Origin of the sequence: Mesorhizobium sp. M0698 (assembly GCF_040320455.1) — a bacterium.
Taxonomy (GTDB): Bacteria; Pseudomonadota; Alphaproteobacteria; order Rhizobiales; family Rhizobiaceae; genus Mesorhizobium.
In genome coordinates this window covers 599,979-626,879 of the sequence record NZ_JAMYPQ010000002.1, presented here as the reverse complement: position 1 = coordinate 626,879, position 26,901 = coordinate 599,979, and the positions used below count along the sequence as shown (strand labels likewise).

The window sequence follows — 26,901 nt, the reverse complement described above, 5'->3', positions numbered from 1 at the left end:
CGTATTTCCTCTACAGTCCGGCAGTTTTCAGTCGACTTGCGTGGAGTGCCGGAAAAATACCTGCCTTCCGGCACTCATTTCGCTGGCTATTCGATGTATTCGAACATCTCGTCCATGTTGCCGAACAGGATCACGGTGTTGTCGTCGACGCGAACCATGCGGCCGTAGTGGGTGGAGCTGTTGACCTCGAAGGTTTCCGCCGTCATCTCGCGGCCGAGATATTCGCTGATCTCGTCCATCTTGAAGATCAGCTTGCCGGTGCCGTCGATGCGGATCATCGCCGGTTGGTAGGTGACGGATACGTTCGGTTTCAAGCCCATGAATTCAGCGATGGCCCTGGCTTCGACCGAGTCGTTCATGGTGACGCCGCACTGGTGCGAAATCGTCTGCTCGAAGGTGATGTCCTTCATCGCCTTGAAGATGTTGGAATGCGTTGCGTCGCGTGCTGCTAGTGACATGACGATTTCTCCTGTTTCAGCGCTTGAGGCCAAGTTCGCCGAGTATCTGCCCAATCCGTTCCTCGGATTTGGCACGGACATCCGCGAATGCGACCGGCTTGGAATGCGGCATCGACCAGATCGGCTGCAGGCCGATGGCTGCCTTGTCGGCGAGCGCGCCATGTTTCTTGACCCAGCCCTGGAAGAGCTTCTTGTTGGCCGCGCCATGCTTCTCGTCATTGGCGAGCAGGTGCATGAGGTCGATCGTGTTGGCGAGGTTGCGCTCGTAGTCGGCCTCGGCTGCCGAAATCACCGCCGGCGTGATGAAATCATGGTTGGCGGCGGCGATCTGCATCAGGAAGCCGGAGCGAAACACTTCGCCGACCAGCGGCTCGAAGATGATGTTGATGGCGAAATACTGCTCGAGATAATCGGTCGCGCCCATGATGGTCTCGACCGCCTCGCGCGTGCCTTGCCAGTTCTTGTCCTCGAGCCACGCCTTCTTGCCAAGCTCGTCGTCCCAGCCGGGGTGGTCCATCCCGATCTCGGCGAGGTAAAGCGTGATGTCCTGGGCAAGCCGCAGCTTGTAGGACGAGTTGGTCAGCGTCGCGTTGTTGATCATCTGTGTGTAGCCGTAACGCTGCGCCTGCATCAGCGACGTGCCGAGCCCGAATTCGGCGTGTTTCCAGGCGCCGAGCTGTGTCTGCAGGATCTTGATCCAGGCCTTGTCGAAGGTCTTCGGGGTGCCCGACTTGCGCGCATTGTTGATGACGCTCTGCACCATGGTCTCGATCTTCGACTGGCGCTGGTAGTGCGTGCGCTCCCACTCCTGGTCGGGAGCGCGGAAGGCGTGCCAGTTGGAACTCTGCGCGGCGGTGTTCTGCTTGACATAGGCGCCCTTGCCGTCGGCAAACGAGATGATCCAGTCCTGGATCAGGTAGCGTTCCGGGTCGGGCTGAACGTCGACCGTCATGTCCTCGTAGTGGGTGGCTCGCTGGCCTTTCGGGTCGAAATACCGGTATTTCCGGCTGTCGGAGTCGGCGAAGATCGCCGCGCCGGCGGCTCCGGATCCGACTGAACTCGAGGTTGCAGGCATAGTCTCTCTCCCTTGTTGCAGTTGTGGTTGGCTTGGCGCGGCCGCCCTCAATGGGCCGGCGTTGCACCCGCCGATGTGGTGAATTTGTCGAAGAATATCCGCTCGGTTTCGAAGCCGTTCATGAACAGCACCGGCTGCAGCGCATCGATCATCGGCGGCGGGCCACAGGCATGGACATCGCCCTGCCCGTCGACCGCCAGTTGCTTGAGCACGGCGTCGACACTCTGGTGCACGAAGCCACGTTCGCCCTGCCATTCGGCGTCGTCATTCGCGTGCGACAGCACGGGAATGAAGGTGACGTCGGAATGTTTGCCGACCAGCTCGGCGATCCTGTCGAGATAGAACAGGTCATTGCGGGTGCGGGCGCCGTAGAAGAAATAGACCGGACGCTTCTCGCCGCTCTTCAAATGGTCATTGAGGATCGACCAGATCGGCGACATGCCCGAGCCGGCGCCGACCAGGATCAGGGGTCCTTGCCGTTCGTCGCGGCGGAAACAGGTTCCGTAGGGTCCGACGACGGTGACTTCGGCTCCGGCTTCGATGCCTCCGGAATCGAGTTCTCCGGAAAACTTTCCCTCAGGGTATTTTTTGATGATGAAGGAGAGTTTTTCGGTTTGGTCCGGCGTATTTGCCATGGAGAACGAGCGCGTAATCGTCTCCCCTTTTTGCGTGGTAACCGTGATGTCGACATATTGCCCCGCCCAGAACTTCATTGGGGAGCCGAGCTCGATCTCGATGCCGCGAATGTCGTGGGTCAGGTGCTCGATGCGAGCAATCCGGCCCTTGTACGTCTTCACGGCGATCGCTTTCGCCAAAATCTCCTCGTCGTAGTTGAGAAGCTCGACTTCCAGGTCGGAGAAGGCGATGCAGCGGCACAACAGGACGTGCCCGCTCTCCTTCTCCATGTCGTTCAGCGCGAAGGTCGAGTATTTCAGCATGTCGACTTCGCCTTCGAGCAACACGCTTTTGCAGGCCGAACATTGCCCTTCCTTGCAGCCGTGCGGCAGCGCAATGCCCTGGCGGAAGGCGGCGTTGAGCACCGTTTCGCCATGCTCGACGTCGAATTCGACGCCAACCGGGCTGAGCCTGACCGTGTGGGTTTCCGACATACGGACCTCCAGTGAAAGGAAGGGGCGGGACCAACCCGCCCCCCTTTGGCCTGATCAGTTGCAGGGGGTGATGGTGAAGCCCTTGGCGTATTCCGCCAGGTGCTTCTCGCGGTCCGCGGGCGACATGGCACGCAGCGCGTTGAGCGGCGATCCGAGCTTGTTGCCGCGCACATCGTCGAGCGTCCACATCTCCTTGTCGTCGAAGCGCAGATGCGGCTGCGGAACCAGCGTCTTGCCGTCGGAACGGACGAAGTTCAGGTCCTTGATCGCATCGGCCAGATCCCAGCCGTCATAGAGCGTCTCCCACTCGCGCTTGCCGCTGAAGCGGCCCATCGCCGGCGTCGGACGGCCCTGATACTCGTCGGCGAAGGCGACCGTTGCGGTCCACTTGTCGAGCTCATGGGCGAAGGTGTGCAGCTGGCCGTCGATCTCGCCGACCACCATGTCCTCGCGGATCAGGCAAGGGACGAGGCAGGACCAGCAGCGGTGCGGGTAGAGGTAGCCGACGTCGCTGTTGAACAGCAGCACCTTCTCGCCCTTGTGGCTGAGCTTGGCGTACCATTTCCAGAAGTCGCCGAACTCGGCGTACCAGCCTGGATACTTATGCTCGAACCACTCGAAGTCCTTGTCGGTCTGGGCTTCGATGCGCCAGAAATTGACCGGCCAGCCGACCGCGAAGAACTGTCCTACCTTGTGAACATAGTTCTTCTTGGTGATGCGTTCCCAGGCCGCCTGGACGTCGTCGTGATGGACCTTGATGCCGTATTTCTCGAGCGGCAGCATGTAGGTGCGATAATAGTCCTCATAGATCCAGCGGTGCCACATTTCCGCGTAGGATTCCTTGTTCTTGTCGCGGTTGGTGGTGCCGTATTCGATGAAGGTGCCGATTGCCGCATCGACGATGGCATGGTTCTGCCAGAAGGCGTAACGCAGGTCGCGCTCCAGCAAGAGGTGGTTTTCCGGCTCCTTGAGTGCTGCCATCAGCAGCGAGTGGCCATTGCCGATATGCCGGCTCTCGTCGGACTGCACCGACAGGAAGACGGTCGGCAGCGCGTAGTCGCCGTTGCGGGCGGCTTCCGAAGGCATGGCGACGAACAGCGTGTTGGTGAAGGCGGTCTCGGCGACCACGGTCAGGTACATGCAAGCGGCGGTCATGGTGTCGCCGGTGATGAAGCCTTCCGCGAATTGCCGGCCGATGGTGGTGGCATAGCATTTTCCGAAGGCCTCTTCGGTGATGTCGAAGCCGGCCGGATCGATGTAGTTCTCCATGTACCATTTCTTCAGATTCATCTGGATGGTCGAGTGGCGGAACTCGTCGATCATCTGCATGGTGAAACCGGTCCGGAGTTCCTCGCCAGGTGCGATGCGGGCGACCATCGCCATCGAGCGGGCAGCCGAAATTTCCGGGAAGGGAATGATGGCCAGGAAGAGCTTCATCCACTCGACCCAGCGCGGCTCGACATTGCGGAACATGTCGCCGCGCAAGGCGGCATCGAGCGCGCCATAGACGCGGTTGTCCTTCTCTTCCTGCATCGGGAAGTAGGACCGCAGGACCTGCTTCATCGGGTCGCGCGGCGTCTTGTTGATCTTGTAGTCGGTCGGAAACGTCATTGCTTCCTGCACGTAGGACGGATTCCAGCCGAGATCGGCAATCTTCTTGGTCGCCTCGCCGACGGAGATTCCGCGTTGCGAGGTAATCTTGTTGAGCGTCAGAGACGTCATGGTCATAAGCCTCCACCAGGTTTGAGCCGCAGGTCCCTTGACCCCGGCATGAAGCGGCAAGCACCGCCAGTGAGAGTGCGAGCGGCATGACAAAGCGTTGCGCGTCGAGGCGCGACCCGAGGTCCGGCCGTTCAAGTGGATCGGGGCAAAGGTTTCGAGGCGTCTGACAGGGAGCCGCAGCGCCAACCGCATCTGCGATGGGCGTATCGAAGCGGTTCTGCTTCCTCCGTTCCTTCGTTCTTTTGGCACCGCGTCAAGCGCGATGGGCTTCTTGTGAGAATGAACAGTGCAAGCGTCGTGCCAGTTTCGAAACAGTCCCATGGCTGGCGCTCAAAGCAAAATTGCCGCTCTTTCGGCGCGCACCCGGCAGCCAACTGTAACGTTCTTTTACAGTTGTAACTTACGCCTGTAATATTTACCGTATATTCGCACGCGCAGCATATTTAGTTAGCAATTGCAGAAAATCCCAACACTCATATTTTCTGTTTAACTCTTCGTCTATCTCTACTATTTGACGGTCATGGCCCACGCACAGGCCTAGCGCTGGAGAAAGACCATGCCGAACGATAGAGACCGAAGGGAACCGCCCGAGCCAATATCCAGCCATGCCGATGGCGTCAGCGGCGATCTCGTGAAGCTGATGCCGCGCGACCTGGTCTTCGTCATGCGCTTCATGGGCGAGAGCCAACACCGCCTGCAGAACCGTTTCCAGGACTTCATCAGGGCCGAGCTTGCCGGCGGCGGCGTCACCACAAAGACGCATCCGATGATCCATCTGTTCATCGAAAGCCATGCGATCCTGCTGCGCGACTTCGTGTTTTCCGGGGTTTCGCTGACGCGCCAGTTCCGCATCGAAGAGATCGAGCGCCTGACCGGTGACACGACATCGATGATCCGCGTCGACATCTGGGACCAGCTCAAGAGCCACATCGAAACGGCCGAAAAACAGTTCCAGTCGCAGGCCGGCACATTGCCCAAATTGCTGTCGGCTTTCGAGAAACCGCAGGGGCCTTTGGGGAGCGAAAAATGACCGGAGGATCCCACACAGCCCGGCGTGACGCGCTGCTTGCTCGCCGGCTCCGTCTCGTCGCCAGCGTCTCGGCGCTTACCGCGGAAGCGCTGCGGCTCAACCAGAAACGCGCCGGCATCGAAATGGACGTGCTGCGCCTGGAACTCGAAATCGGCAGAAGCGGCGCCACCGAGCAACTGGTGCGGGACTTGCATGAGGCAGGGCAGAACGCGGCGGTGATCGCGCAGGCGTGCTCGGCTTGCGAGGATCGCATCATAGCTGCGGAGGGCGATGTCGAGGACGTCGACCGTAAGCTTGCCGCAGCGTCGAACGAGGACTGATGGGAGAGAAACATGAACCAGCAGACGATGCAGAACCTGACCTTGTTCGACCTTCTGGCCCGCAGCTGGCAGCGGCCGTCGGCGATCGCCGATCTGCGCTTCAGCGCCGACGGTTCGGCTGTCGCTTTCACCGCAGTCGACGGAACCGTCGCCATCGCCGCGGTCGCGGATCACGAGCCGCCGGAAGCGCGGATCAGGGTGAGCAACGATCTCGGCCAGACGACGATCCGCCCCAGGGAAAAGCCGCCAGTGCCATTGATTGCCACGGCGGCATTCGGTGACGGCGATGTCCCGCTCGCCACCTATGCGCATTCCGGCTTTCTCGTCGGCGCGGCCAGCGGCGAAGTACTGCACATGAGCGCCGGCGGTGACGTCGCAGCCGCACTGCTCAAGATCGACGGACGAGTCGTCGCCATCGACCACAGCGCCAAGGTGGACATGACGGCTGTCAGCAACGGGCATGATGTGTTCCTGTCGCACGGCCAAGGCAATGCCACGCGGCTGGAACGCGGTGTGACATCGTCGACAGATGCCCTTGCCTTGTCGCCGGGCGGGCGGCGACTTGCCTGCGGCCTTGGCGAAGGGCTGTCGATTTGGGCGGTCGAAGGCGACGCAGCCTTGATACGTGACATCCCCCTTTCCGCGCGCCCGGTGTCGATCCGCTGGAGCAGAGACGGGACCTGGCTGGCCTGCGGGCTCGAAACCGGCGGCTTTGCTCTGGTTAGTCTGGCTGATGGAAGAGCAGACGTCGTCGCAGGGTTTCCATCGCCGGTCCGCACCGTGTGCTGGAGCCAGCCGGCGCATGCGCTGTTTGCGTCCGGCGCGTTCAGGATCGCCGGCTGGTCGATGACCGGCCCGCCTGTTGGCGGCGAGACCTCGGGTGCGCTGGAGACAGGTCGCGCCGGGCTGGTTCTTGTCGAGGCGGTGGCGGCGCACCCGCAGAAGAAACTGATTGCGGCGGGCTACGCCAACGGCCGTATCACCATCGCCCAGATCGGCGCGCGCGACGAACTCCTCATCAGGCCTTTGGGCAGCGCCGTCACCGCGCTTGCCTGGGCCGGCGACGGCAGACACCTCGCGGTGGGTTCCGTCGATGGCACCGCCGCGATCGTCACCTTTCCCGCGCAGATGTTCAAATAGCGGACGCAGCCCACATGAAACAGGAGGATCACATGGAGACCGAACCCACCCCCGAGGACGAGAGCAAGGACGAATTTTTCGAACGGCTGGCCAAGCTGTCGGAAGAAATGGTGGCCAAGCATGGCAAGGATTTCAGCATGGGCGCGCTGGTGCTTGCCGCCCGCTGGATCGCGGAAAACCGCGTCGGCCAGTTGAAGACCAACTAGGGTTCGCATCCATACGGATTGAACTCACGCAGGCGCGGCAAACCGTTTGGAGACGCCATTCGCCTGCCCTTCTCGGTGATGCCGGCTGGCGCGCCAGATGAGGTCGGGCTCCTGCGCGGGCTTGCCCGAAGTCGTCTCAATGATCTTTCTTCGGAGGTGTCGGCCGCCGGCCGGCGCTCCTGAACATGCAAATCTGGTCCTTCTTTCGCTAACGACCCCCACTCACGGTCCGCCTCTTATGATTTCTACCTCGATTTGCCAGGGTGCAAGTTGTGATGGATCAGGAACCTGATCAGGTCCTCTGTTGAGTTCCACGCCGCATATTATGCGACTGTACAGCACCAGCCCGCCACTTGCGGAGCTCGGGACACCGCCCGCAGTGAAAGAACTATTCAGGCATCTTCTCTTGCACCATGCGCACCAGATCACTGAGCGCCGAGCGGATTTGCGGCCAGGGGAATTCGGAGGATCCCTCCCAGGCTTCGCCCTCGCGCAATACGGCATCGAGCTTGCCCGCCACACCGGCGAGCGTCGTGGCGGGGGTGGTTGAGAACGCTTCAAGCAGATCCTCCGCCCGGTCGCCAGCCTCGCGCTCGTCCCTGAGCGCTGCGGTGTAGCCGCCCTCCTCGGCAGCCGCGTCCCAGCGGGCCTGATGTGCCGCCAAATCAGCTTCGGCCTTCTCGCGGAGAGCCGCCATGTCGGGCCCTTTGCCGAGTACATCATTGACCCCCCGATCGAGTGGACGGTCACGTCTTCTCCCTCCGGCAGGCGGACGGTCACACATGGAAAGCCGATGCTCTCAACAAGCCTCGTCTCCAGGTGTTGCTGCATACGGCAGAGCTGCCCGGTCAATTTGTGGACTCTCTCCCATTCGTGCCAGAGCGCCAGCGCTGGGTCGGCGAGAGGCATACTCGTGGCTGCGGGCGATCCGCCAGAAGCGCTTTTCTCAAGCCCCAAAGCAGTGGACGTGATCATCCCTCCCGCAAGCACTTCCCTGCGAGTGACGAACGGCGGAGTCGTGGTATTGTCGGAATCACCCATGATCCGAGCTCCTCAGAAGCTTGGGTTGTGGTCAGGCTGGGCACGGTGCGCCAACACCGCGCCTAGCCGCACCTCGGACCATCGGCCCAAGGGTATCGCTGATACCTTTGGATCATATAGGAATGATCTAAAGGGATCAACAGGCTTGGTGACAGCAGGACAGATGCGGGCAGCCCGCGCGTTGATTGGTATCGCCCAGGCGGAGCTTGCTCGCCGTGCGGGGGTATCTGTTCCGACAATTAAGCGCTGCGAAAGCGATGGTAAGAACGGTTCGATTGTATCCGCCGAAACCCAAGCAAAGATTCGTACCGTTCTTGAAGCCGAAGGCGTGGAGTTTACCAATGGCGATCGCCCGGGCGTCAGATTGCGGCGACCCTAGCCGGTTGCTGATCGGTTGAGCGCAAGATTCAGGATCGTTTTCAGCCACGGCCGACGACCGGCATACACAGCCGGCAGTCGCTGCCAGATCAGTGGCAGTCAGCATGACCTCGGGGCAATGTCTCTATGAACGAAAAAACGTCCCGCCAACTGAGGATGAGTTTCTGTTCGCCGTGCGCGGCTCGCCGGCCAACGGCACGCTGACGATCTCGGCCCCGCGGCACCGTGACCTACCCGCGGGTGTTTAATGCGCGCTACCCTCACATCCCAATCCCCATGCTGCGTCTTCTGCCGAAGCTCCAGTCAATGCCGCCGCTGTTTTGCACGAGTCCAGTGATGTTCTTGCCGATGCGCTTTTCGAGCATCGGCTGCCAGGGCACAAGCCGAAACCCGATGCCATCGTCCAGCATGGCGAAGCGCCCGCTGGCAAGACGGACCGAGCCAAGAAGCGTGCCGCCGACATGGTTGCCGGGCTGTACGGGCGCGAAGGTGAGGCCGCGTGCAGCGGCCATTTCTTTGCCGACGCGCGCGACCTCCTGGCGCTCGAGCGTGGCAACAAGGTCGCGCGAGAAGGTGATCGTCCCGCTGGCCGCATCGCGTTCGGCATGGCCCATCCCGACGAGTTGGGCAGCCCGTCTGTCGAGGGCGTTATCCACGTCGAGACCAAAGCCTGACCGGACCCGCGGCACAGGGGTCCTGGCGGTAAGCTCCCGATCGAGCCAGGTGGCGCCGTCGCTGCCGATCTGCGCGTCGAGGTCAAGCGTCGAGAGCAGGCGGACGGAGAAGTCCTTTCCGCGGCTGCGGGCATCGTAGGCGATGCCGCGCTCGGGCAAGTTTTCCGAAATGCGCCAGTGGTCTTCGTCGATGCGCTCGACATGGCCGGCCCGGCGCAGCGCTTCGAGACGGCGGACATGGAAGCGGACGAAGGCTTCCGGGTCCTTGCCCTGCTGCAAAAATGTCTCGCGGATCGCCTCCAGGTGTCTGCTCGGCCGATAAATGCCCTCCTCGCCCGCTACTGCGCTGATGTTGCGGTCGGCCGCACGCGGCTCCTGCTTCGGCAGGATGGGATCGAGCGCCACGATATGGCCGCGCTGAACGTCATTTAGCTTTGCCGCATCGGCGGTCTCGACATAGTGGGTGCGCCCGTCGACTCCGTCGATGACGAGCGACAGCTTGTCGCTCATCTCATCACCGGCAAGACCCTTGGCGAGCACACGGCCGACGACCGGCTCGGTGATGGTCTGCCGGTGCATTGCGTATTGGGCCGGGCCCCGCTCATCGGCGAGGCCGTGCTCCTCGAGTGCCCGGTGCATGGTCTTGATAATGTCGTTGCGCTCGCCAAGCGCGCGCAGCGTGCTTTCGGCTTTGTCGGAGATCAACCACCGGCCGGGCTCGATCTCGCTCGCCAGGCCGAAGTGTTGCAGTTTCTTTGCCCGATCGACCAACAGATAGCGATTGCTGGAAATGGTGTAGCTGTCGCTGGCATTGGGACGCAGATCGACAAGATCGTGCCCCTGCTGTTCGGCAATCAGCATGCGGTCGAGCCGGGTCAGCCGTTCGGCGTCCACCTCGTTGGCCAGCTTGCGGGCGACTTCGATCTCGCTTTGCAGCCCAAGCTCCCGTTCCACCAGCTCGCTTGCCCGGTGACGGATGCCATGGGCGATGTAGTCGCCGGCGATGTTCAGGATCTTGCCGTCATCGGTGACGCCGCGCACCAGGACGTGGCTGTGCGGATGGCCGGTGTTGTGATGGTCAATAGCGATCCAGTCGAGGCGCGTGTTAAGGTCGGCTTCCATCTGCTGCATGAGATCGCGGGTGAATGAGCGCAGGTCTTGCATCTCGGCGGCATCCTCCGGCGCAACGATGAAACGGAACTGATGCCGGTCGCCGCGGCCGCGCTCGACGAAGGCCTTGCTGTCGGCCTCGTCGTCGACGGCCGAGTATACCCTGCCCTTCTCGCCGTCTCTGGTGACGCCGTCGCGCTGGAGATAGCGCAGATGCGCATCGACAGCCTTGCTCGTCGTCACGAACTTTTGGCCGCGCCCGGCGGCCTTCCCTCGCCCCGGCAGCTTGACCACACGTGCCTTCACCACGACGCGGCGCGAGCGAAAGCGGATGCCATTGCCGTCCTGCCTCCATCCGCCACCATCCTTTGGCAACCCTGCCGCCACCTTGCCGCCGCGGCCGCGGGCGTTGAAGCGGCCACTCCCCTTCCCGGCACCGCTGCTTCCGCCGATGCGATAGGGATTGCCGCCTTGCTTGCGGACAGCGATCTCGACCTGGCGCACGAAGGGCAGCGTGCGCGAATTGACCGGCGCGCCGCCATCCCGCGTCCGGCCGGTGCGAACCTGGAATCTGTCGCTGTCACGATCTGCCATAACGACAGCATCGGCAGTCGGATTTCGCGCTTCAAGATGGCTGGATTGCCGAGTGTGCTATGGCGCACAAAGACTTGCTGCGGCGTAAAACGGCGGATCGCACATCGCTGCGACACCGCATCTTTGCTTTTCAGATCAACAGGATAGCGAACCAGCCGGCATCATCCGCACCTCGCGTCATTCAGCCTGGCGTTAGCATACGTCGGAAAAAACAATGTGCAGACAGACACTTACGAGCGAAGCGAGTGCGAGCGCCAGCTCGCTTTATCTTGCCTTACTAATCGGGCCCCTGATGTCAACTACAATAATGACTTTCCGGCTGCATGACATCTCCAATTCTGCTTCACAGTCACCCGTAAACTCGTGGCTTCTTGCAACCACGCTTCCCTCGGCAGGGTCCCTGCGTTACTACGCGCTCGGCTCAAATCAGCCGTCGCATGCTCTCCTTCGGGCCATATCAATGGCCTCATGACGAGACGGTCCTAGCGATCACGGCGCATTCATCCCGGTGACGGGCGGATGCCGGCAAGATAGCGGACTCAGTCTCATCCAACGCCCTGCCTGGGCGCCGCCCGTGAGCACGGGAACTCTTTTAATTCAGACCTCAGAACCTCCTCAAAACTGTCGGGACGCGACCATCGTCAAGCCGTTCTCAATGCCTTCAGCGTTGCGCGCATCGCCGGCGTGACAACCGCCCCGGCGCCTGGATCGAACACACTGCCGTCAAGCCACATGCGGTGCAGGATGGCGGCAAGCTTGCGGGCGACTGCTGTGATCGCGCACAGCATCGAGCGCTTCTTGGCTATCTTGAGCCCCCACGCCTTGAGGGTCGAGCCGCGGCGCGAGCGCAGCAACATGGCCGCCGCCTCGCACAGCGACTCGTGTGCAGTCATGTCGCCCTGCTTGGCGATGCGCGCCCAGTGAAGTCGATCGAGCTGCCGGTCTGATGGCGTTCTCGGGGTCAGGCCAAAATGAGCGCCGACGTTTCGAGAACGTGTGAACCGATGCGGATCATCGATGGCTACCTTGAAGGTCAAAGCCGCAACCGGTCCGACGCCACGCACGGTTATGAAGCGCCGGCAGACAGGATCGGCGGCGACAGCTTTGAGCAGCATCGTGTGCAGCCGTTCGTAGCCTTCAATGACCGCGCTACGGACAGCCAGCAGGCTGTCGATCATCCCTTCGAAGGCGAAATCGGCGCCGTCCAGCAGTTCGCGCCCGCGGGCCTCGAACTCGTGCCGGCCGATTGCGCCAACCTTCAAGCCATGCACCCGAAGCGAGCCGCGAATGTGGTTCTCGAGATCCACCAGCTTGCGCTTGAGCAGCTTGCGATTGGCCAGCATCGCGAAACCGCTGGTTCTCCACGCCCTTGACGTGGACGGCACGAAACCACCCCATGCGCATCATTTGCGCAATGCCGCGCGCATCGTTCTTGTCGGTCTTGTTGCGCATAGCGCTCAGGCTCGTGCGCATGTGACGAGCCTCGACGACGATCACCGGCAGCTTCCGGAACAGCAGCTCACGCGCCAGCCAGACGCCTATCGAAGACGCCTCGATGCCGATGCGCTGAGCGCGCTCCACGTAACCCTTCAAAGCGCAGTGGAGCGCCTCTGGATGGCTCTCCGCCTTCGTCTCGAACACGATTTTGCCATCGTGGTCGACCACGCAGATGCTCGTCTCATCCAGCGACGCATCAAGGCCAATGTAAACCGGGCTGTTCATGAATCTCTCCTGACCGCAGTGAACAAATACGCTGTCAGGCTCTCAGATTCCTTGCACCTCTACCACTCTCGGCGGTCGATCTCTGTGGCGAGCCCGATTAGGAGAGCCGTCCTAATCGGTTGTGCTTCCGGTACTCTTTTTACCATCGTCGTCTCTCCTCTTTTCTACTCAAAAACACTTTGCGGCTTTCCGCAACATGCTTTCCCGGGAAGCGGCCGAGATCCGGTGCGCCGTGCAGTCCTGCGCACTCGCCGACGGCGTTTTCGGGCTGCATGCTGGCAGCGCTTTTGCCGTCGGGGTGCATCTTTCCATCGGATTCACGGGGCATCGTCACAGGCAGTCCAACGCGGTCCGGCCGTCTTTCGATCGGCTCGGCCGCAAGCAAGATAGCGTGCGTCCCGTCGTTCCTGGTCTGCACCGGTCCTCATCCGCTTCGCAGCGGAGCTCGTGTGTTCAGTTTGCGTCTGTCATGCCGCGCCGGCGTTGCGCGTCAAGCGTGGTTGCGTCGTTCATCGGGCTGCGCCAAGCGTCTCCCAGGCCTTGACCCGGGCGCGCGCAACAAGGTCGGCTTCGTTCGCCGCCGGGTCGCCGACATAGCAGGTCCCGTCCGTCCACATCGCGTGCATGATCACCGCCAGCTTGCGCGCCACCGCGACGGTCGCCTTGCGGTGATTGCCCCGCTTCGCGAGCATCGTTCCCCAGGTCCTGAGCTTGTCCTTGCCGCGGAAGCGCGTCATCAGCGCCGACGCCGCCTCGTAGAGGGCGCGTCGGACGTCCGCGTCGCCGGCCTTCGATATTCGGCCCTGCGAGTCGATCGAGGTGCCCGACTGCCAGCGCCGCGATGTCAGGCCGAAGTAAGCAGCAACATCGCGCGAGCGGCGGAAGCGGGACGGGTCCTCGACCGCCGTCATGAAGCTCAGCGCCGTCACCGGGCCGACGCCGGGGATCGCCATGAAGCGGCGGCACAGCTCGTCGCGGGCGACGAACCTCACGGCCAGCTCGTGCAGCCGGCAGTACTGCTTCCACAGCGCGGCGCGTGCCGTCAGCATGGCGTCCATCAGCTCTGACGTCAGCGTAGCCCCGGTCGTCGCATCGCGCGCAGCCTGGTCGAAAGCCTTCCGGCCGACCTTGCTCAGGCGAATGCCGAAGCTCTTGAGCGAATGGCGGATAGCACTCTCCAGATCGAGGAACTTGCGCTTCAGATTGCGCCGGTGCGTCAGCAGCAACCGCATCCGATAACGGGCTTCCGACTTGATGTGCGCGTGCCGGAACCAGCCGGTGCGCATGATATGGGCAATGCCCAGGGCATCGGCCGCGTCGGTCTTGTTGCGTTGCGTCGACATCGCCGCGCGCACGTGCTGCGTCTCCAGGCACACTGCCGGAAGCTGCAGCTTCAGCAGTTCCGGATGCAGCCAGGGCGACAGCGAACCGGCCTCGTGGCCGACCTTCTCAGCCGCCGCAGGAAAGGCTTCAACACCGCCAACAGCGCGTCGGGATCGGTCAAGGCCGTCGCCTGCAGATGCACCGCGCCGCGATCGTCGACGACGCACACCGCCGTCTCGTCCATCGCAACATCCAGTCCACAAAAGAATTCCATCGTCCCTCTCCTGCGTTGTTTGACAGGAGGTTTCTTAGCAGCCGACACGCCTGCAAGCAGCGTTTTTCCAGACGCCGGCGCCGCTTGCCGATTACGGGCGGCAGTCGTAATTGGTTGTGCGGTTGTGCTTGGCGAGACTCGGTTGCTATCGTCGTTACTCTTCCAGGTTGGCGATAATACACGAATCTATTCTCTACGATTCCGCTTTTTGGCGCCGAGTTCTGATGGCGCCGTGCAGTCTTCCGCGCTCTGCGACGGGGTGTTTTGGCTGCGCTCTGGCAGCGCTCGAACCGTCGTGGGGCACTTTTCCATCGGACTGACGGAGCATCGTCACAGGCAATCGAGCGGCGGTCCGGCCGCCTGTCGATCGGCGCGGCCGCAGGCAGGATAACGTGCGTTCCGTCGTTCCTGGTCTGCATCGGTCCTCATCCGCCCAAGGCGGATCTCCTTGTTGCAGAGGGCGTCCGTCAGCGTGCGGGCGCCATGCGTTCAGCTGCCGTCGCACCGCTCATTGATGCGCCCCCCAGAAACTTGCGGCCTTGATATGCGCTCTGAGCAGCGTCGGCTTGGCTCGCGGTCGCATCGCCGACGTAGAACGTTCCGTCGCTCCACATGGCGTGTATGATCACCGCCAGCTTGCGCGCCACCGCCACGCAGGCCTTGCGGTGGCATGAACGTTTGGCGATCTCCCGGCCCCAGCTCTTGACCTTGTCCTTGCCCTTGAAGCGCGTCATCAGTCCCGACGCCGCCTCGTAGCGCGCGCGCCGCACGTCCGCGTTCGCCGGCCTTCGAGATGCGGCCCTGGACGCGAAGTGCCCGACTGCCAGCGCCGCGACGTCAGCCCGAAGTAGGCCGCGACGTCGCGCGAGCGGCGGAAGCGCGGCGGAAGCGCGACGGATCGTCGATCGCGGGCATGAACGAGAGCGACGTCACCGGCCGACACCGGGGATCACCATGAACCCAGGCACGGCTCGCTGCGTCCGACAAGCTTCACGACGAGGTCGTGCAGCCGGCAGTACTGCCTCCACAGCGCAGCGCGCGCCGACAGCATGGCGTCCATCAGCTCGGCCGACAGCGGATCGTCTGCCACAGCCTGGCGCACCGCCTGCTCGAAAGCCCCGCGTCCGACCTTGTCAAGCGGATGCCGAACGACTTCAGCGAGTGGCGGATGGTGTTCTCCAGGTCGAGGAACTTGGCCTTCAGATTGCGCCGATGCGTCAGCAGAAGCCGTGGTCGGTAGCAGCTCTCCGACTTGATGTAGGGATGTAGGCTTGGCGGAACCAGGCGCATGATGTGGGCGATGCCAAGCGCATCGGCCTTGCCGGTCTTGTTGCGCTGCGCCGACATCGCGGCGCGCACGTGCTGCGTCTCCAAGCAGATCGCAGGCAGGCCGAGTTTCTTGAGCTTCGGGTGCAGCCATGGCGACAGCGATCCCGCCTCGTGACCGACGCGGCGAAGTCGCCCCAGGAAGGGAGGATGTCGGAGATCGCCTCGGGATCGGTCACCACCAGCGCCTCCAGATGCACCGCGCCCTGATCGTCGACGACGCACACCGCCGTCCCATTCATCGACACGACGCGACGGCAGCCGCCTGCCGCGCCGCTTTGCAGGCCGGCACCCTAACCTTTGTTGAGTATGCTGCGTCCACCCGCCGACTGCCCAACGGCGCCGATCGTTTGAATCTGCACCCGTTCCGCGCGGTGCAGCGTAGGAGGGCTGCATAAGGCCGCGAAAACGCGGGCTCGGAAATGTCGATAGAACCGAACTTAGGCGCGGGGCAGCGTCCAGCGCGACGCCGCGACTACCAGGAGAACGCCGGAACTATGTTCCGTCACCTCTTCGTCAGGATTTGATCAATATCGGGAGCCGAAAGTGTACCGACCAAATAGTCGCCTGCACGACCGGGATTTCCTTCTGTACCGGGCAGGCCCGCATTTCCCTGTGCACCCGGCCGCCGTTGCTCTCTGACGTTCTATAATAGGGCAGATTCTTGCCGGCCCCCTGTCCGCCATCGCCTCCTGGGGCAGGATTTCCCGGGTTCCCAGCCTGACCAGGCAGTCCAGGCGATAAATCGACGCGCATTGCTGCTGACGCGGCGGCATAGTTATCTTTGCTGCTAACAAAGGTAAAGGTGCCACCGGAACCTCCGTCTCCACCTGTCCCTCCCGGTCCACCACTTCCACCTGCTCCGCCCGTCCCTGCATAAGGTGCCGATCTCGTTGCTCAATCCCGATGGCGCAGCCAGCCCGCCATCGTGAGAAGGCCGGGAAACTCTACCTTCCGGCGGTCCAAAGAATGGTATCGGAGCAAAACGGCCAAGGCTCTAATCGCCACTGGATGACAGTTCAGTGGCAGGTCACCTCAAAGGCTCCGAACATCGTCCTTCACGCCGATCCCCGAAAGGTGCCGTCGGAACATCGCTTACAGTGCATCAGGCTATCAGGCTCATACAAACTGACAATGCTGTAGCGACTGGGATAACGGTCGCAGGTGTCGCTGCCGCGGCCGATGCCGCAGCGAACAATGGTGGCGGAGGATACTATTCGCCGCAGGTCTACGGTGTCGCGTGGGATCAGCTCTACGGCAAGAACTACAGTGTGATCTGGCGCTGCCGAGACAGGCTACAGGGCGGTTCGTCTACGACTACAACTGCAACGGCGTGCCGATGGTCGACAGCACATGGCCGGGTTGGTCGGCGTAGGATCGACTGTGGACCGATCGCACTACGATCACGGGCCGATCAGTGGCGGAAGCACTGTGAGAAATCTTGCGGCGCGAACGCTTATTCGCTAATTCGCGACGCTTTTGATGCCTGATGCCACGGCAGCGTTGCCAGCGGATTCGGTTATGCGATTAAAGAGAACACACGCGCTTTCCTTTTTGCGGAAGTTGAACCCAACGCAAGAGTTGTCGTTCGCGCACTGCAGAATACAGTCGGGATACCGGAGAGCAGCGCTCCAATATGAATTCCCGAAAATTTCTGTTTTGGTAGCGAACACCAAATTGGAGTACCGCAAATTGCCTTCGACCACCTTCTTGGCGGCCATGATGGACTCATCGCTTTTGACCAGCAGCGAGGCGTCTCCCTTCATAAAGCAAGCCTGGAATTTCGTATTGTAGGTCACCGCCAAACATTTGAAGTCTCTATCGCACACGCTCTGGCACTGTTCGGAACTCACGTTTCTAATCGGCATATCGGGCAAGTCGTTTCCGATCGCGTCCCATCCCGCCATAACCACAAATCCGCTATCTGGATCGACTTCGGGTGCAGGAGTTAGTGCCGGCACCGTACTGCCTTGTTCTCGATTCTGGTCGGGAATGAACTGTGCCGAGATAAATGTGCGACCGTCCAACCACGCACATCTTGTTGCCAGATCAATAGCCGATGAATCATCGAGACCGACTAGCTGGAGCGTCTGAACGGCAGCACCGGGCCCGACTGGTGGCGAGCTCGGGGCAGATCGAGACGCCAACGAAACGTTCACGTCCACGCCGTTGACATTTCGTCGAGAATAGCACCATGCCCGGTCCCAGGTTTCGTCGTTTTCATCCTTGAAGTAATGGCCCGAGATTAGCTCCCAGGTGCTGCCTTGGAATTCCACATTCTTGGTGGCGAACTTATTGAAGTCGACCGTCACCACGTCAGGCTTGGCAGGCACTTCAGCCCGTGGCGTTTCTTCCGGCGCCGGCTTTGGAGTTGGGATCGGAATAGGCGCAGAATCATAATTGGGGACTGTGCGCGCGCTCGGTTGCTCCACCCTCGGCAACTTTACTGGCTCGGGCAAGTTCTTATCCCAGAGACCAAGCTTAATGCCCAGCCCAATCCCGACCGCCGCCACTGCAATGGCTCCGCCTGTCGCCATCCGACGGAAGGCGGTCGCTCGAGCTGTTTTCTCTTGAGCCGCGGCTTGAGCTTGCAGGGTCGGAATTGCCGACCTCTTAACGGCGAGATCGACGGCTTGTTCAAGCAGCGTGGTGTTATGCCTGACGAGCACTTTTACGGCCCTGCATTGATACCGTCACGAGATCAGCGACCTCAGGCGGCAAATCTTGGTCCAAGGCTTTTCGAAGAACTTCGGGATCGTCGGTGAAGAGCGGAACGTAGAGGATCTCTTTGACGATTTTTTCGACAGGCACCTCTACCCGCTTCTCAACCTCTTTCTCGACCGCAACTTCTACTGGAACCTCAATTGTTCGAACTCGGCGCCAACGCCAGCTCAAAAGCAACCTGCGAAGCAGTTTGGAAAACTTGCTCTCTGAATTATCCTCTTCTCGGGCGGCAATTCGCTGGAGGGCGAGTGCCACCATTGCCGTGATTGGTCCCGCGAGGGCGGCAATGAGCGCGAGGGAGCCAAACCAAATTACAGAGATTTTTCCCGCTTGCGCTTCAGTGACTAACTCCGGTTTGCTCCCGTACCATCGTGAAGCAATGCGCCGGACCTGATCGGTCCGCGCCATGGGGATCCGCTCCTTCTCCAAAACACTGAGTTCTTTGGCAATCTGGTCCTGTCGGACCTGGTTTTGCGCCGAAGTGTTTGCCTTGTTGGCTTCGGCGCTCTGAGCCTCTGTCAGCTGGTTGCCGGCGTCATCCAATCGGCGCTGCCAACCCTCGGCATCACTGTCGCGCGTCTGTTCCAACGTCGAGCGTCTATCGATAAGTTTTTGCCTCTGGTCGGCAGTCATAGGTGGGCTGCTTGCCCGCAAACGATCGAAACCTGCACGCAGGGCGGCGACCTCTTGATCGAGCGGTTCGATTTGAGTGTCGAACTTGGCTATAATTTTAGTGCGTGGATTGGCGAGTTTCGCCACTTCTGATTCTAGCCGGCGTGCCGAGTCGCCATCGCCGGAATCGCGCGCCATTTTGATGCGTTCAACAAAGCTGTCCCGTTGACGCTCGAACTGATCAACGGCTTCCTTTGCTTCGCCGTCTCGCTGCTGAATCAAGGCCAATCGAACCGCACTTTTTTCGTCCACCTGATCACGAACGCGCGAGGCCTCTGGAGTAAGGGCGGTCGTTCCCTCCAACTCAGCATTGACCTCGGCAATTTGCGACTGAAAGGTCGCGCGGGATTTTTCCGCAAGAGACGTAAGCTGCTCAATTTCGGAACGCGCTTGTTCGACCTGATCGGATTTTCGGCCAAGTTCGTCGGCTGAAGCCAGCTTTTTAGCTTCCTGGTCCAGGGCGTCGATTTTGTTTACAAGTTCCTCGTAACGCAGTTGGCGCAGAGCACCCGCTCTTTCCATTCCCATGAAGACAGTTTCAAACGTTATGCCGGCCAATACGAGCAGGAAAATCAAAATTGCCGGCTTCCAGAACCACGATGCGCTAAAGAGCAGCGTGGCTATCGGTATTTTGGTGAGCTCAGCAATTGCCACCATGAGAAAGGGCGCACTAGCGAGCGTCAAATCCATGGCTGTTACGGATTCGCTTGCCGAAAACGCCTGAACGCCAAGAGCTACACCTGTCGTAAGGCCAATCGCTGCAGCTGCAATCTCAAGCGCCCAAGCGCCACGGTAGGTCCACTGGCCATAGCTCGCCAGCTTTTGGCTCATACTTGTTTGCATTGTTTCCGCCCCTAAACCAGCACGGCTGTCCGTCCTGATCTCCCCCAAGCATACACATAAAAGTAACTATCTTTGCAACTTTGACGAGTCTTAGTTAAAGGCAAGTGATTGAGCGAACAAGGCCTCGGCAATCTAGCGCGCCAGCAATTCAGCGGCGTTGACGGCAGCTGCGAGCCTCGCAAACATCACGTCCGCGGCCTGCTTTCCATCGTTCCAGACCACCATTAGAACACCTAATGTACGGCAGCGATCTGCATATGGCCGCCGTCCTACCGGGCCAGTGCAGGAGGCGACGACAGGAACAATGCAAGAACGAAACTAAAGACGAGTGCACCATGCATGTATTCGTCCCCGAACCCAACATTGCTGATCTATCAACTGTAGACGACGTCGCGTGACGACAAGGGTGCCTTCACGGACCATCGAACCTCTTCTGGATTCGACAACAAAAAGCAAATAGCGCATGGTCTCATCTGGGGTTGGGGGAATTCATTCATGCGCGTGCGCGAATTTTCGTGCGTCTTGTCCGCAGTGCTTATCTCGGGTTGCGCAGCCGACTACTTGAACCACTACGATACGGGGACGCTCACGGCTGGCGATGCGAACCACTCAAACATGCTTTTGCAGACGGTCGATCCGTTCAATCCGAATAGCCAGAACACGCACATTGAAGGCGACGGACAACGCATTGCGGGCGTCGTGCAGCGCTATCGGGGAACGACCCAGCGCCAGCCACTCCACAGGGCGGCATTGTCATGAATGTTGGCGCCAACGACCAACATCCCTGCGACCTTCGAACCCAGACTGACAGCGCGGGTAGACGTTGCGGCGAGCGTTCCGCTGAAGCCAAAGAAGGCGGCCGAACCGGCCAAGAAAACGACTAGCCATGTTTCGCTTCCCAAGACCATCAGGACGAAAGAAGGTGGCCATGCCTCTGCGGCTGGTCTTCGTGACGGTCGCCGCGTTCGCTGCGTTGATCACACAGTTCTTCATTCAGCACAGCGACCGCCTTCCTGAGACGGACCTGGCAAGCTGGATCGGGCCGACACCGGCGCCTATCGCCGGGGTGGCTTCGGTCATTGACGGCGACACGATCGAGATCCATGGCCAACGCATCCGGTTCACCGGCATAGACGCGCCCGAGAGCCGGCAATATTGCGATGACGCCAAAGGCTTCGAATATCCGTGCGGGCGCCGCTCCGCCGAAGCGCTGGACAGCTTCCTATCGGCCTCCAAGCCCGTCCAGTGTACGTTTGTCTCGTGGGACAGCTATGGTCGCTTCGTTGGCGATTGCAGGCGCGCGGACGGCGGCGGCGTCGCGTCATGGATGGTGGAGCACGGCCAGGCGTTAGACTGGCCCCGCTACAGCCGAGGAGCCTATGCAGAGCAGCAGGCGAAGGCGCAGGCGGCAAAGACCGGCTTGTGGGCCGGAACGTTTCAGGCGCCTTGGGATTGGCGCGCAAATCATGCGGACTATGCACAACCGGCGATCAGCAAACCGCTCGGCATCGTCGGCAGTGGGCAGGTCGCACAAGGCTATTCATGCCAGCCGCGGCGAACTTGCTCGCAAATCAGCTCCTGCGATGAGGCCCAATGGTATCTCAGCAACTGCCCGTGGGGGCGCAAGCTGGACCGCGACGGCGACGGAATGGCGTGCGAGACGCTCTGCTAGTGACTGACAAACGGACGCGGCGTTCGCGGCCCGGATGATTTGGGGTCGGGGAAGTACAATGAGGGCGGGTAGACGAGCCGCAGTTTCGGCTGCGGTAGCCATGGCGCTTGCAAGCGCCTCATGCACGACATCGCAACAGGCGCTCAACAAGAACCCGAGTGGTGTCAGCGCTTCCGCTCTTTGCAGGACGTTCGCGTCAACGAAGGACGCGAAATTTCAGCAGGATCTCTACACCGAACTGGTGCGCCGATCAATGACGGTTGACCACTGCGCTAAAATGATCAGGAAGCAGAACGAGGCAATCGCAGCCGGCGTGGCGATCGCTGCGATAGGCGCGGCTGTTGCGGTGTGCTCGAACAACGACTGCGGCGGAGGAGGGTACGTCAGGCCGAACTACTACCAGGGCGCCGATTGGGACGAATTCTACAACCCATATCCCCAGCTCGTTTGGGCATGCCGGGACATCTCCACTGGTCAGTTTGTCGACTACAGCAACTGCTACGGCAAAGCACGGACAGATTGCCGCTGGCCTGCAAAATACGCCTACTAAAACAGACCGGCAGTCACGCATTTGGCAATATGAGGGTGGGATGGATTACTACATCTACGAGAATTGGACCCGCGATCGAGGGCGGATCCACCGAGCCGAATGCGGCTTCTGCAACGGGGGTCAAGGCACGCAGGCCGGAACAGGGGACAGGAACGGCCGCTGGCACGGGCCATTTGATCGGGAGACAGCATTCGCCAAAGCTGCCCAACTCAATCGCGCCGATATGCGCGCATGTTCAATATGTGATCCGTAGACGATCGCGCGGCGAGGAGGACTGGAAATGGCGGGGGATGACCACGAATTCGGCGGACAACACACTGAGATAAAGCTCGCCATTGTTGAGGCGTACCTGAAACGCTATTCTGCCGCTCTGCACAATTGGTGCGATCACGTTTGGTACATCGACGCATTTGCTGGCACAGGTAGACGTACTGTTCGGGTGAAGGCTCGGGCCGGCGACCTCTTGGAAGAGCCCGCGCCCGAGCAAGTCGAGCAGCGACGAGGTTCGGCCCAAATTGCGATCGACATCACCCCGCCGTTCGACCGCCTGGTTTTCATGGACACGCGCCGTAAACACGTGGCGGCGTTGGAAGGCTTGAAGGCCGCAAACTCTCATCGCGACATTTCAGTTTTGCAGGGTGATGCGAACAGTCTGATACAGAGTGAAATCGAGTGGAACGGCTGGAAGAAAACCAGAGCAGTAATGTTCCTCGATCCCTATGGCATGGAGGTCGAGTGGGAGACGCTGAAGAAGATCGCTGCCACCAAGGCGATCGATGTCTGGTATCTCTTTCCTTTGGCTGGCTTGTATCGACAGGCCGCCAGGGACATGTCGAAGATCGACGCGATCAAAGAAGCGGCCATAACTCGCATGCTGGGGACTGACGAATGGAAAGGCGAACTCTATTCGAAGGTGAAGGCACCGCCGACTGTGGATCTGCTTGGCTATCTTGATGACTCCGAAACGCTCCAACGCGGCGCCGACGTCGGCGGGCTGGAGCAGTATGTGAGGCAGCGGCTGAAGACGATCTTTGCTGAGGTCTTGGACCCTTACCCCCTTCCGGTTCTTGAAAAGCCTCAGCGTTTCTCGCTCTTCTGCGCGATATCGAATCCCTCTGAACGAGCGATCAAGCTCGCCAAGTCTTTCGGGGCTGACATTCTCAAATCGACAGGCTCGGCATCTCGTCATAGGTCCGGCCGTTGAGCGTGCGCCCAGTCGCCTTCTTGTTGCGACCGCCCCATTGCTTAAAGAAAAACGCTGTGCCGGAACGCCGACACATGGCTTCGATCTCATCGACCCAGCGGGGATCCATGTACCGCGAGCCCGGCCCGGATTCACCGCCCACGATCGCCCAATCAATATTGGTTAGATCCGCGCCTGCCACCGATCCGATTAGCGGCTCGAGCGAAACAAACCTGATGGCCGCCGGCACTTTGCGCAACTCGTCCAATCGATCGAGAACGCGGTTGTCCTCGACGCTTGTGCCAAGCCAGACGTTCGACAGCACCGGAAAATCTCCGCGCGTCAGAATTTCCGCCATTCGTTCCGGTCGTTTGGTGAGAATCTGATAGGTATGCCGCGGCGTTCCTGACATCACGGTCCAGACCTGTCGGATAAAATCGGCAGGTACGTCTATATGAAAAAGGTCGGACATCGAGTTGACGAATACCCGGCGGGATTTCTTCCAAGTCGTCGGCGTCGCAAGAGATTTCGGGTTCGTCGTCACCTTGCCCGTCCACTTGGCGCGGCCCCCCGTCTTGCGCGTTAGGCCTTGGTATTTCTCTATGCCCATCGCTTCGAGCCGAGCGGCCAGGCGCATCGCGTAGCAATTAGTGCAGCCAGCGGTCAGGATGGTGCAGCCTGCGACCGGGTTCCACGTCGCGTCAGTCCACTCGATCGAAGTTTCCGCCATAGGACGATCCTCCTAGTTGGCGATCATGGTTAATCTGGGGTTATGAAGTTTCCGTTTCGCTGGACGAAAACGGTCCTCAGCGAGTGCTATGTGGGACCGACGTGTGGGAAGCCGGCAAGCAAACAGCCAAATATCGCATAAGAACTTGGTCTTATTGGCACCGGACAGGATTCGAACCTGTGACCTCTGCCTTCGGAGGAAAGGCGCAGTGGACCGTTGCGGCATTGGGTTGAGAATCGATCATCGGTACCTGGATACTTTCACGACGAGATGAATGCGGCATAGGGCTTCAGCGGAATGATTTCGAAGTCGAGCATCCCCGCCTTTGCTAAAGGCAACGTCGCCAGCTTCTCGTGAACCTCGATCTCGTCCTTCGCCTCGACCATCTGGCAGGCGCCGGGCATGTCGCCGCGATGCCAGATCTGGCGTGTGAAGCCGATGCTGTAGAGATAGCGCGCCTGTGCGCCCTCACTCGGGACCAACAGCTCGAAATCAGCGTCGCTGAACTGTTCCGTGCGACGGCGAGACAAAACAAGAAATTGCACCGGCCTGGTTTCCGAGGGCTTACGCGACTGCTGCGATCGCGTGTCGGGCGCGTGCAGATTGCACCCCCTTGATCAGATCGGCGCCTTTTTCGCCGATCATCATCGTTGGCCCATTCGTGTTGCCGCTGATCAGTACTGGCATGATCGATGAGTCGATCACCCGCAGGCTGTCGATTCCGCGCACCCGCAGCTCGGGATCGACGATCGCGGTCTCGTCGACGCCCATCTTGCAGGTGCCGACCGGGTGATAATCGCAACAGGCATATTGCCTGATATAGGCCATCAGCTCCTCGTCAGTCCTGGCATTCGGTCCAGGCAATCTTTCGACCTTGATGAACTTGGCGATCTCGCTTTGCCCCAGCACATCCCGGATGATCCGTACAGAATTCAGCGCCATGTCGCGATCATAGGGATCGGACAGATAGTTGGGGTCGACCAGCGGCTCGTCGGCGGGGTTCGATGAGCGCAGCTTGACCGACCCGATGCTGCGTGGCCGAAGGAATGTCGAGTTGATGGTGAAGCCATGACCGTCGAGCCGGGTCTGGCCGCCACGCACCACCATGGCGGGCGCGATGTGGATCTGCAGGTCGGGCCGCGACGCACCCTCGCTCTGGAAGAAGCCGCCGCCCTCCACGATAACCGATGCAGCCGGGCCATTGCGATAGAGCAGCCAGCGGAGGCCGTGCAGAAGTGCCTTGGGATAGCGGTCCTGGCCGTCATAGCTGATCGGGTCCCTGAGCGTCAGATGGACGTTGGTGCAGAGATGGTCCTGCAGATTCCGGCCGACACCGCTGAGATCGGCTACCGGCGCGATCCCGAGAGCTTTCAACTCGTCGGCCGGTCCGATACCGGACAGCATCAGCAGGCGCGGCGAGTTGATGGCTCCTGCCGATACGATCACCTCGCTTTCGGCCCGCAGCACCTTCCGCGACTTGCCTTCCGAAAGTTCGACGCCGACGGCGCGGCCGTTCTCGACAACGATCCTTGTGACCCGGGCATGTGTCCTGACCGTCAAGTTGGGGCGCTTGCCGACGGGATGTAGATAGGAGACAGCGGACGACCGGCGGCGGCCATCGCGACAGGTGACCTGGTAGAAGCCGGCGCCATACATGGTGTCGCCGTTGAAGTCGGGATTGTACGGTAGGCCATATTGTTGCACGGCACGGACAAAGGCCCGGGTCAATGTGTGCGGGCCGACCTGATCCGACACTGCGAGCGGGCCCCCCTGCCCGTGATAGCGATTGGCGAGCCGATCATTGTCCTCGGATTTGCGGAAATAGGGCAAGATGTCCTCATACGCCCATCCATCGTTTCCAAGCGCCGCCCAATTGTCATAGTCTTGCTTCTGGCAGCGGATGTAGATCATCGCATTGATCGAACTCGACCCGCCAAGCGTCTTGCCCTGCGGATACCAGATGGCGCGGTTGTCGAGGTTCTTCTGCGGAACCGTGTGGAACCGCCAGTTGACGCCGGGGCCGAACAGCTTGCCGATCCCGCCTGGAATATGGATCATCGGATTCCAGTCGCGGCTGCCGGCCTCGAGCAGGAGCACCTTGACATCGGGGTCCTCGGACAGGCGGTTGGCCAGCACGCAGCCCGCCGAACCCGCGCCAACGATGATATAGTCCCACATGTGCTGCCTCCCTTCGCGCCTGACGGCGCTTTCGTCGCGTCGGCGGCTAGCGCCGACAGCAATGACTGCTATTTGCCCTTGAACGCCGGCGGCCGTTTTTCGGCGAAGGCCCGCAGGCCTTCGACCCGATCCTCCGTGGCGAAGGCTTTGACCGTCAGCCGGTGCTCGATCTGCAGCCCGGTTTGCAGATCGGTCTCGAATGCCGCCAGAACGGCCTTCTTGGCATAGGGCGTGATGGCAACGGATTTGGTGGCGATCGCGGCGGCAATCTCCAGCGCGCGCGGCAACAGCCTGTCGGCGGCAACGACTTCGCTGACCAACCCCTTTCGCTCGGCAAGGGCAGCATCGACCATCTCGCCGGTCAGCACCATCTGCATGGCAAAGGATTTGCCGACGAGGCGCGGCAGGCGCTGCGTGCCGCCATCGCCCGGGAACGAGCCAATCTTGATTTCCGGCGTTGCGAATTGAGCTGTCTGCGAGGCAATGATGATGTCGCACAGCAACGCAAGCTCCAGTCCGCCGCCCAGCGCATAGCCATTCACGGCGGCGATAGTGGGCTTGGAGAAGCACTCTATGGCACGCCAGCATGCCAGGCGCTCCGGATCGGTATAGGAGGCGACGCCGCGTTCCAGCATATCAGAAATGTCGGCGCCAGCCGCGAAGGCGCGACCGGCGCCCGTCAGCACTACGCAGCCGACCTCTGCGTCAGCGTCATAGCCAGCAAGCAGTTGGCTCAATTCGGCTAGCAGCGCTTTGGACAACGCATTCAGCTTTTCCGGCCGGTTTAGGGTCAGCAGCCGGATGCCGGGCGACGGTTCCGCTGCCTGCACGAGGCGGTCCATCATTG

The 26,901-nt window shown here is 60.9% G+C and carries 23 protein-coding genes and 2 pseudogenes; 9 read left to right on the top strand and 16 right to left on the bottom strand.

The annotated features are described in order from the left end of the window. Positions 1-86: 86 nt before the first annotated feature. The 4 genes from NKI16_RS07575 to NKI16_RS07560 are packed head-to-tail and all read right to left on the bottom strand — an operon-like array spanning position 87 to position 4,370. Positions 87-458 carry an MmoB/DmpM family protein gene (locus NKI16_RS07575; protein WP_023675589.1) on the bottom strand — a complete coding sequence of 124 codons (372 nt, stop codon included), beginning with the start codon at positions 456-458 and terminating at the stop codon, positions 87-89. A 16-nt stretch (positions 459-474) separates the two neighbouring features. Continuing rightward, entirely contained in the window at positions 475-1,533 is a 1,059-nt protein-coding gene (locus NKI16_RS07570; RefSeq protein ID WP_352922478.1) for an aromatic/alkene monooxygenase hydroxylase subunit beta, read from the bottom strand. A 47-nt stretch (positions 1,534-1,580) separates the two neighbouring features. After that, positions 1,581-2,642, bottom strand: coding sequence for an NADH:ubiquinone reductase (Na(+)-transporting) subunit F (locus NKI16_RS07565; protein WP_023675587.1), 1,062 nt, complete (start codon positions 2,640-2,642; stop codon positions 1,581-1,583). 54 nt (positions 2,643-2,696) lie between these two features. Beyond that, entirely contained in the window at positions 2,697-4,370 is a 1,674-nt protein-coding gene (locus tag NKI16_RS07560; RefSeq protein WP_502897571.1) for an aromatic/alkene/methane monooxygenase hydroxylase/oxygenase subunit alpha, read from the bottom strand. 550 nt (positions 4,371-4,920) lie between these two features. On the opposite strand from NKI16_RS07560, the gene NKI16_RS07555 reads away from it, so the two are divergent. From NKI16_RS07555 to NKI16_RS07540, 4 genes are read left to right on the top strand one after another with little or no spacing between them, the layout of a single operon-like run. Further along, complete coding sequence (locus NKI16_RS07555; protein ID WP_352922471.1) at positions 4,921-5,394, top strand: hypothetical protein; 474 nt, start codon at positions 4,921-4,923, stop codon at positions 5,392-5,394. Beyond that, positions 5,391-5,714, top strand: coding sequence for a hypothetical protein (locus NKI16_RS07550; protein WP_023675584.1), 324 nt, complete (start codon positions 5,391-5,393; stop codon positions 5,712-5,714). Before NKI16_RS07555 ends, NKI16_RS07550 begins: the two co-directional genes overlap by 4 nt. Before the next feature lie 12 nt (positions 5,715-5,726). Continuing rightward, positions 5,727-6,854, top strand: a complete 1,128-nt coding sequence (locus tag NKI16_RS07545) for a WD40 repeat domain-containing protein (protein WP_023675583.1) — start codon at positions 5,727-5,729, stop codon at positions 6,852-6,854. Positions 6,855-6,886: 32 nt separating this feature from the next. Continuing rightward, entirely contained in the window at positions 6,887-7,060 is a 174-nt protein-coding gene (locus NKI16_RS07540) for a hypothetical protein (protein WP_023675582.1), read from the top strand. A gap of 388 nt (positions 7,061-7,448) precedes the next feature. Here NKI16_RS07540 and NKI16_RS07535 read toward each other — a convergent pair whose 3' ends face one another. Then, on the bottom strand, positions 7,449-7,757 hold the full coding sequence (locus NKI16_RS07535; protein ID WP_352922468.1) for a hypothetical protein: 309 nt from the start codon (positions 7,755-7,757) through the stop codon (positions 7,449-7,451). Positions 7,758-8,264: 507 nt separating this feature from the next. On the opposite strand from NKI16_RS07535, the gene NKI16_RS07530 reads away from it, so the two are divergent. Beyond that, a complete protein-coding gene (locus NKI16_RS07530) occupies positions 8,265-8,480 on the top strand; it encodes a helix-turn-helix domain-containing protein (protein ID WP_198023541.1) in 216 nt (71 codons plus the stop codon). A gap of 259 nt (positions 8,481-8,739) precedes the next feature. Here the strand turns inward: NKI16_RS07530 and NKI16_RS07525 are convergent, their stop codons facing one another. The 7 genes and pseudogenes from NKI16_RS07525 to NKI16_RS07495 all read right to left on the bottom strand — a co-directional run bounded on the left by NKI16_RS07525 (position 8,740) and on the right by NKI16_RS07495 (position 19,729). Beyond that, entirely contained in the window at positions 8,740-10,857 is a 2,118-nt protein-coding gene (locus NKI16_RS07525) for a DUF3363 domain-containing protein (RefSeq protein WP_352922464.1), read from the bottom strand. Between the two features lie 641 nt (positions 10,858-11,498). Next, positions 11,499-12,119 carry a transposase gene (locus NKI16_RS07520; RefSeq protein ID WP_352922461.1) on the bottom strand — a complete coding sequence of 207 codons (621 nt, stop codon included), beginning with the start codon at positions 12,117-12,119 and terminating at the stop codon, positions 11,499-11,501. Further along, positions 12,007-12,579 (bottom strand): IS110 family transposase, encoded by a 573-nt coding sequence (locus NKI16_RS07515; protein ID WP_352922459.1) that lies wholly within the window; start codon positions 12,577-12,579, stop codon positions 12,007-12,009. Before NKI16_RS07515 ends, NKI16_RS07520 begins: the two co-directional genes overlap by 113 nt. 509 nt (positions 12,580-13,088) lie before the next feature. Next, positions 13,089-14,176 (bottom strand): annotated as a pseudogene (locus tag NKI16_RS07510) (IS110 family RNA-guided transposase). Between the two features lie 467 nt (positions 14,177-14,643). Further along, positions 14,644-15,744 (bottom strand): annotated as a pseudogene (locus NKI16_RS07505) (IS110 family RNA-guided transposase). Positions 15,745-16,965: 1,221 nt separating this feature from the next. Further along, positions 16,966-18,171 carry a PAN domain-containing protein gene (locus tag NKI16_RS07500; protein ID WP_352922456.1) on the bottom strand — a complete coding sequence of 402 codons (1,206 nt, stop codon included), beginning with the start codon at positions 18,169-18,171 and terminating at the stop codon, positions 16,966-16,968. Beyond that, positions 18,155-19,729 (bottom strand): coiled-coil domain-containing protein, encoded by a 1,575-nt coding sequence (locus tag NKI16_RS07495; protein ID WP_023675574.1) that lies wholly within the window; start codon positions 19,727-19,729, stop codon positions 18,155-18,157. The genes NKI16_RS07500 and NKI16_RS07495 overlap by 17 nt, the downstream gene beginning before the upstream one ends. A gap of 507 nt (positions 19,730-20,236) precedes the next feature. Here NKI16_RS07495 and NKI16_RS07490 point away from each other — a divergent pair. From NKI16_RS07490 to tcmP, 4 genes are all read left to right on the top strand, one after another. Further along, positions 20,237-20,500, top strand: coding sequence for a hypothetical protein (locus NKI16_RS07490; protein WP_156937303.1), 264 nt, complete (start codon positions 20,237-20,239; stop codon positions 20,498-20,500). A gap of 169 nt (positions 20,501-20,669) precedes the next feature. Continuing rightward, on the top strand, positions 20,670-21,413 hold the full coding sequence (locus NKI16_RS07485) for a thermonuclease family protein (RefSeq protein ID WP_023675572.1): 744 nt from the start codon (positions 20,670-20,672) through the stop codon (positions 21,411-21,413). Positions 21,414-21,513: 100 nt separating this feature from the next. Continuing rightward, entirely contained in the window at positions 21,514-21,963 is a 450-nt protein-coding gene (locus tag NKI16_RS07480; protein WP_352922451.1) for a hypothetical protein, read from the top strand. Between the two features lie 280 nt (positions 21,964-22,243). Further along, positions 22,244-23,167 (top strand): three-Cys-motif partner protein TcmP, encoded by a 924-nt coding sequence (gene tcmP / locus NKI16_RS07475; protein ID WP_352642027.1) that lies wholly within the window; start codon positions 22,244-22,246, stop codon positions 23,165-23,167. On the opposite strand, the gene NKI16_RS07470 is transcribed toward tcmP, so the two are convergent. The 4 genes from NKI16_RS07470 to NKI16_RS07455 all read right to left on the bottom strand — a co-directional run bounded on the left by NKI16_RS07470 (position 23,124) and on the right by NKI16_RS07455 (position 26,899). Beyond that, positions 23,124-23,876 (bottom strand): DUF5131 family protein, encoded by a 753-nt coding sequence (locus tag NKI16_RS07470; RefSeq protein WP_023675569.1) that lies wholly within the window; start codon positions 23,874-23,876, stop codon positions 23,124-23,126. The genes tcmP and NKI16_RS07470 overlap by 44 nt on opposite strands. Positions 23,877-24,136: 260 nt before the next feature. Then, positions 24,137-24,421 (bottom strand): muconolactone Delta-isomerase family protein, encoded by a 285-nt coding sequence (locus tag NKI16_RS07465; RefSeq protein ID WP_023675568.1) that lies wholly within the window; start codon positions 24,419-24,421, stop codon positions 24,137-24,139. Positions 24,422-24,440: 19 nt separating this feature from the next. Then, on the bottom strand, positions 24,441-26,054 hold the full coding sequence (locus tag NKI16_RS07460) for a GMC family oxidoreductase (RefSeq protein WP_023675567.1): 1,614 nt from the start codon (positions 26,052-26,054) through the stop codon (positions 24,441-24,443). 68 nt (positions 26,055-26,122) lie between these two features. Then, positions 26,123-26,899 carry an enoyl-CoA hydratase-related protein gene (locus tag NKI16_RS07455; protein WP_023675566.1) on the bottom strand — a complete coding sequence of 259 codons (777 nt, stop codon included), beginning with the start codon at positions 26,897-26,899 and terminating at the stop codon, positions 26,123-26,125. Between the last annotated feature and the right edge of the window lie 2 nt (positions 26,900-26,901).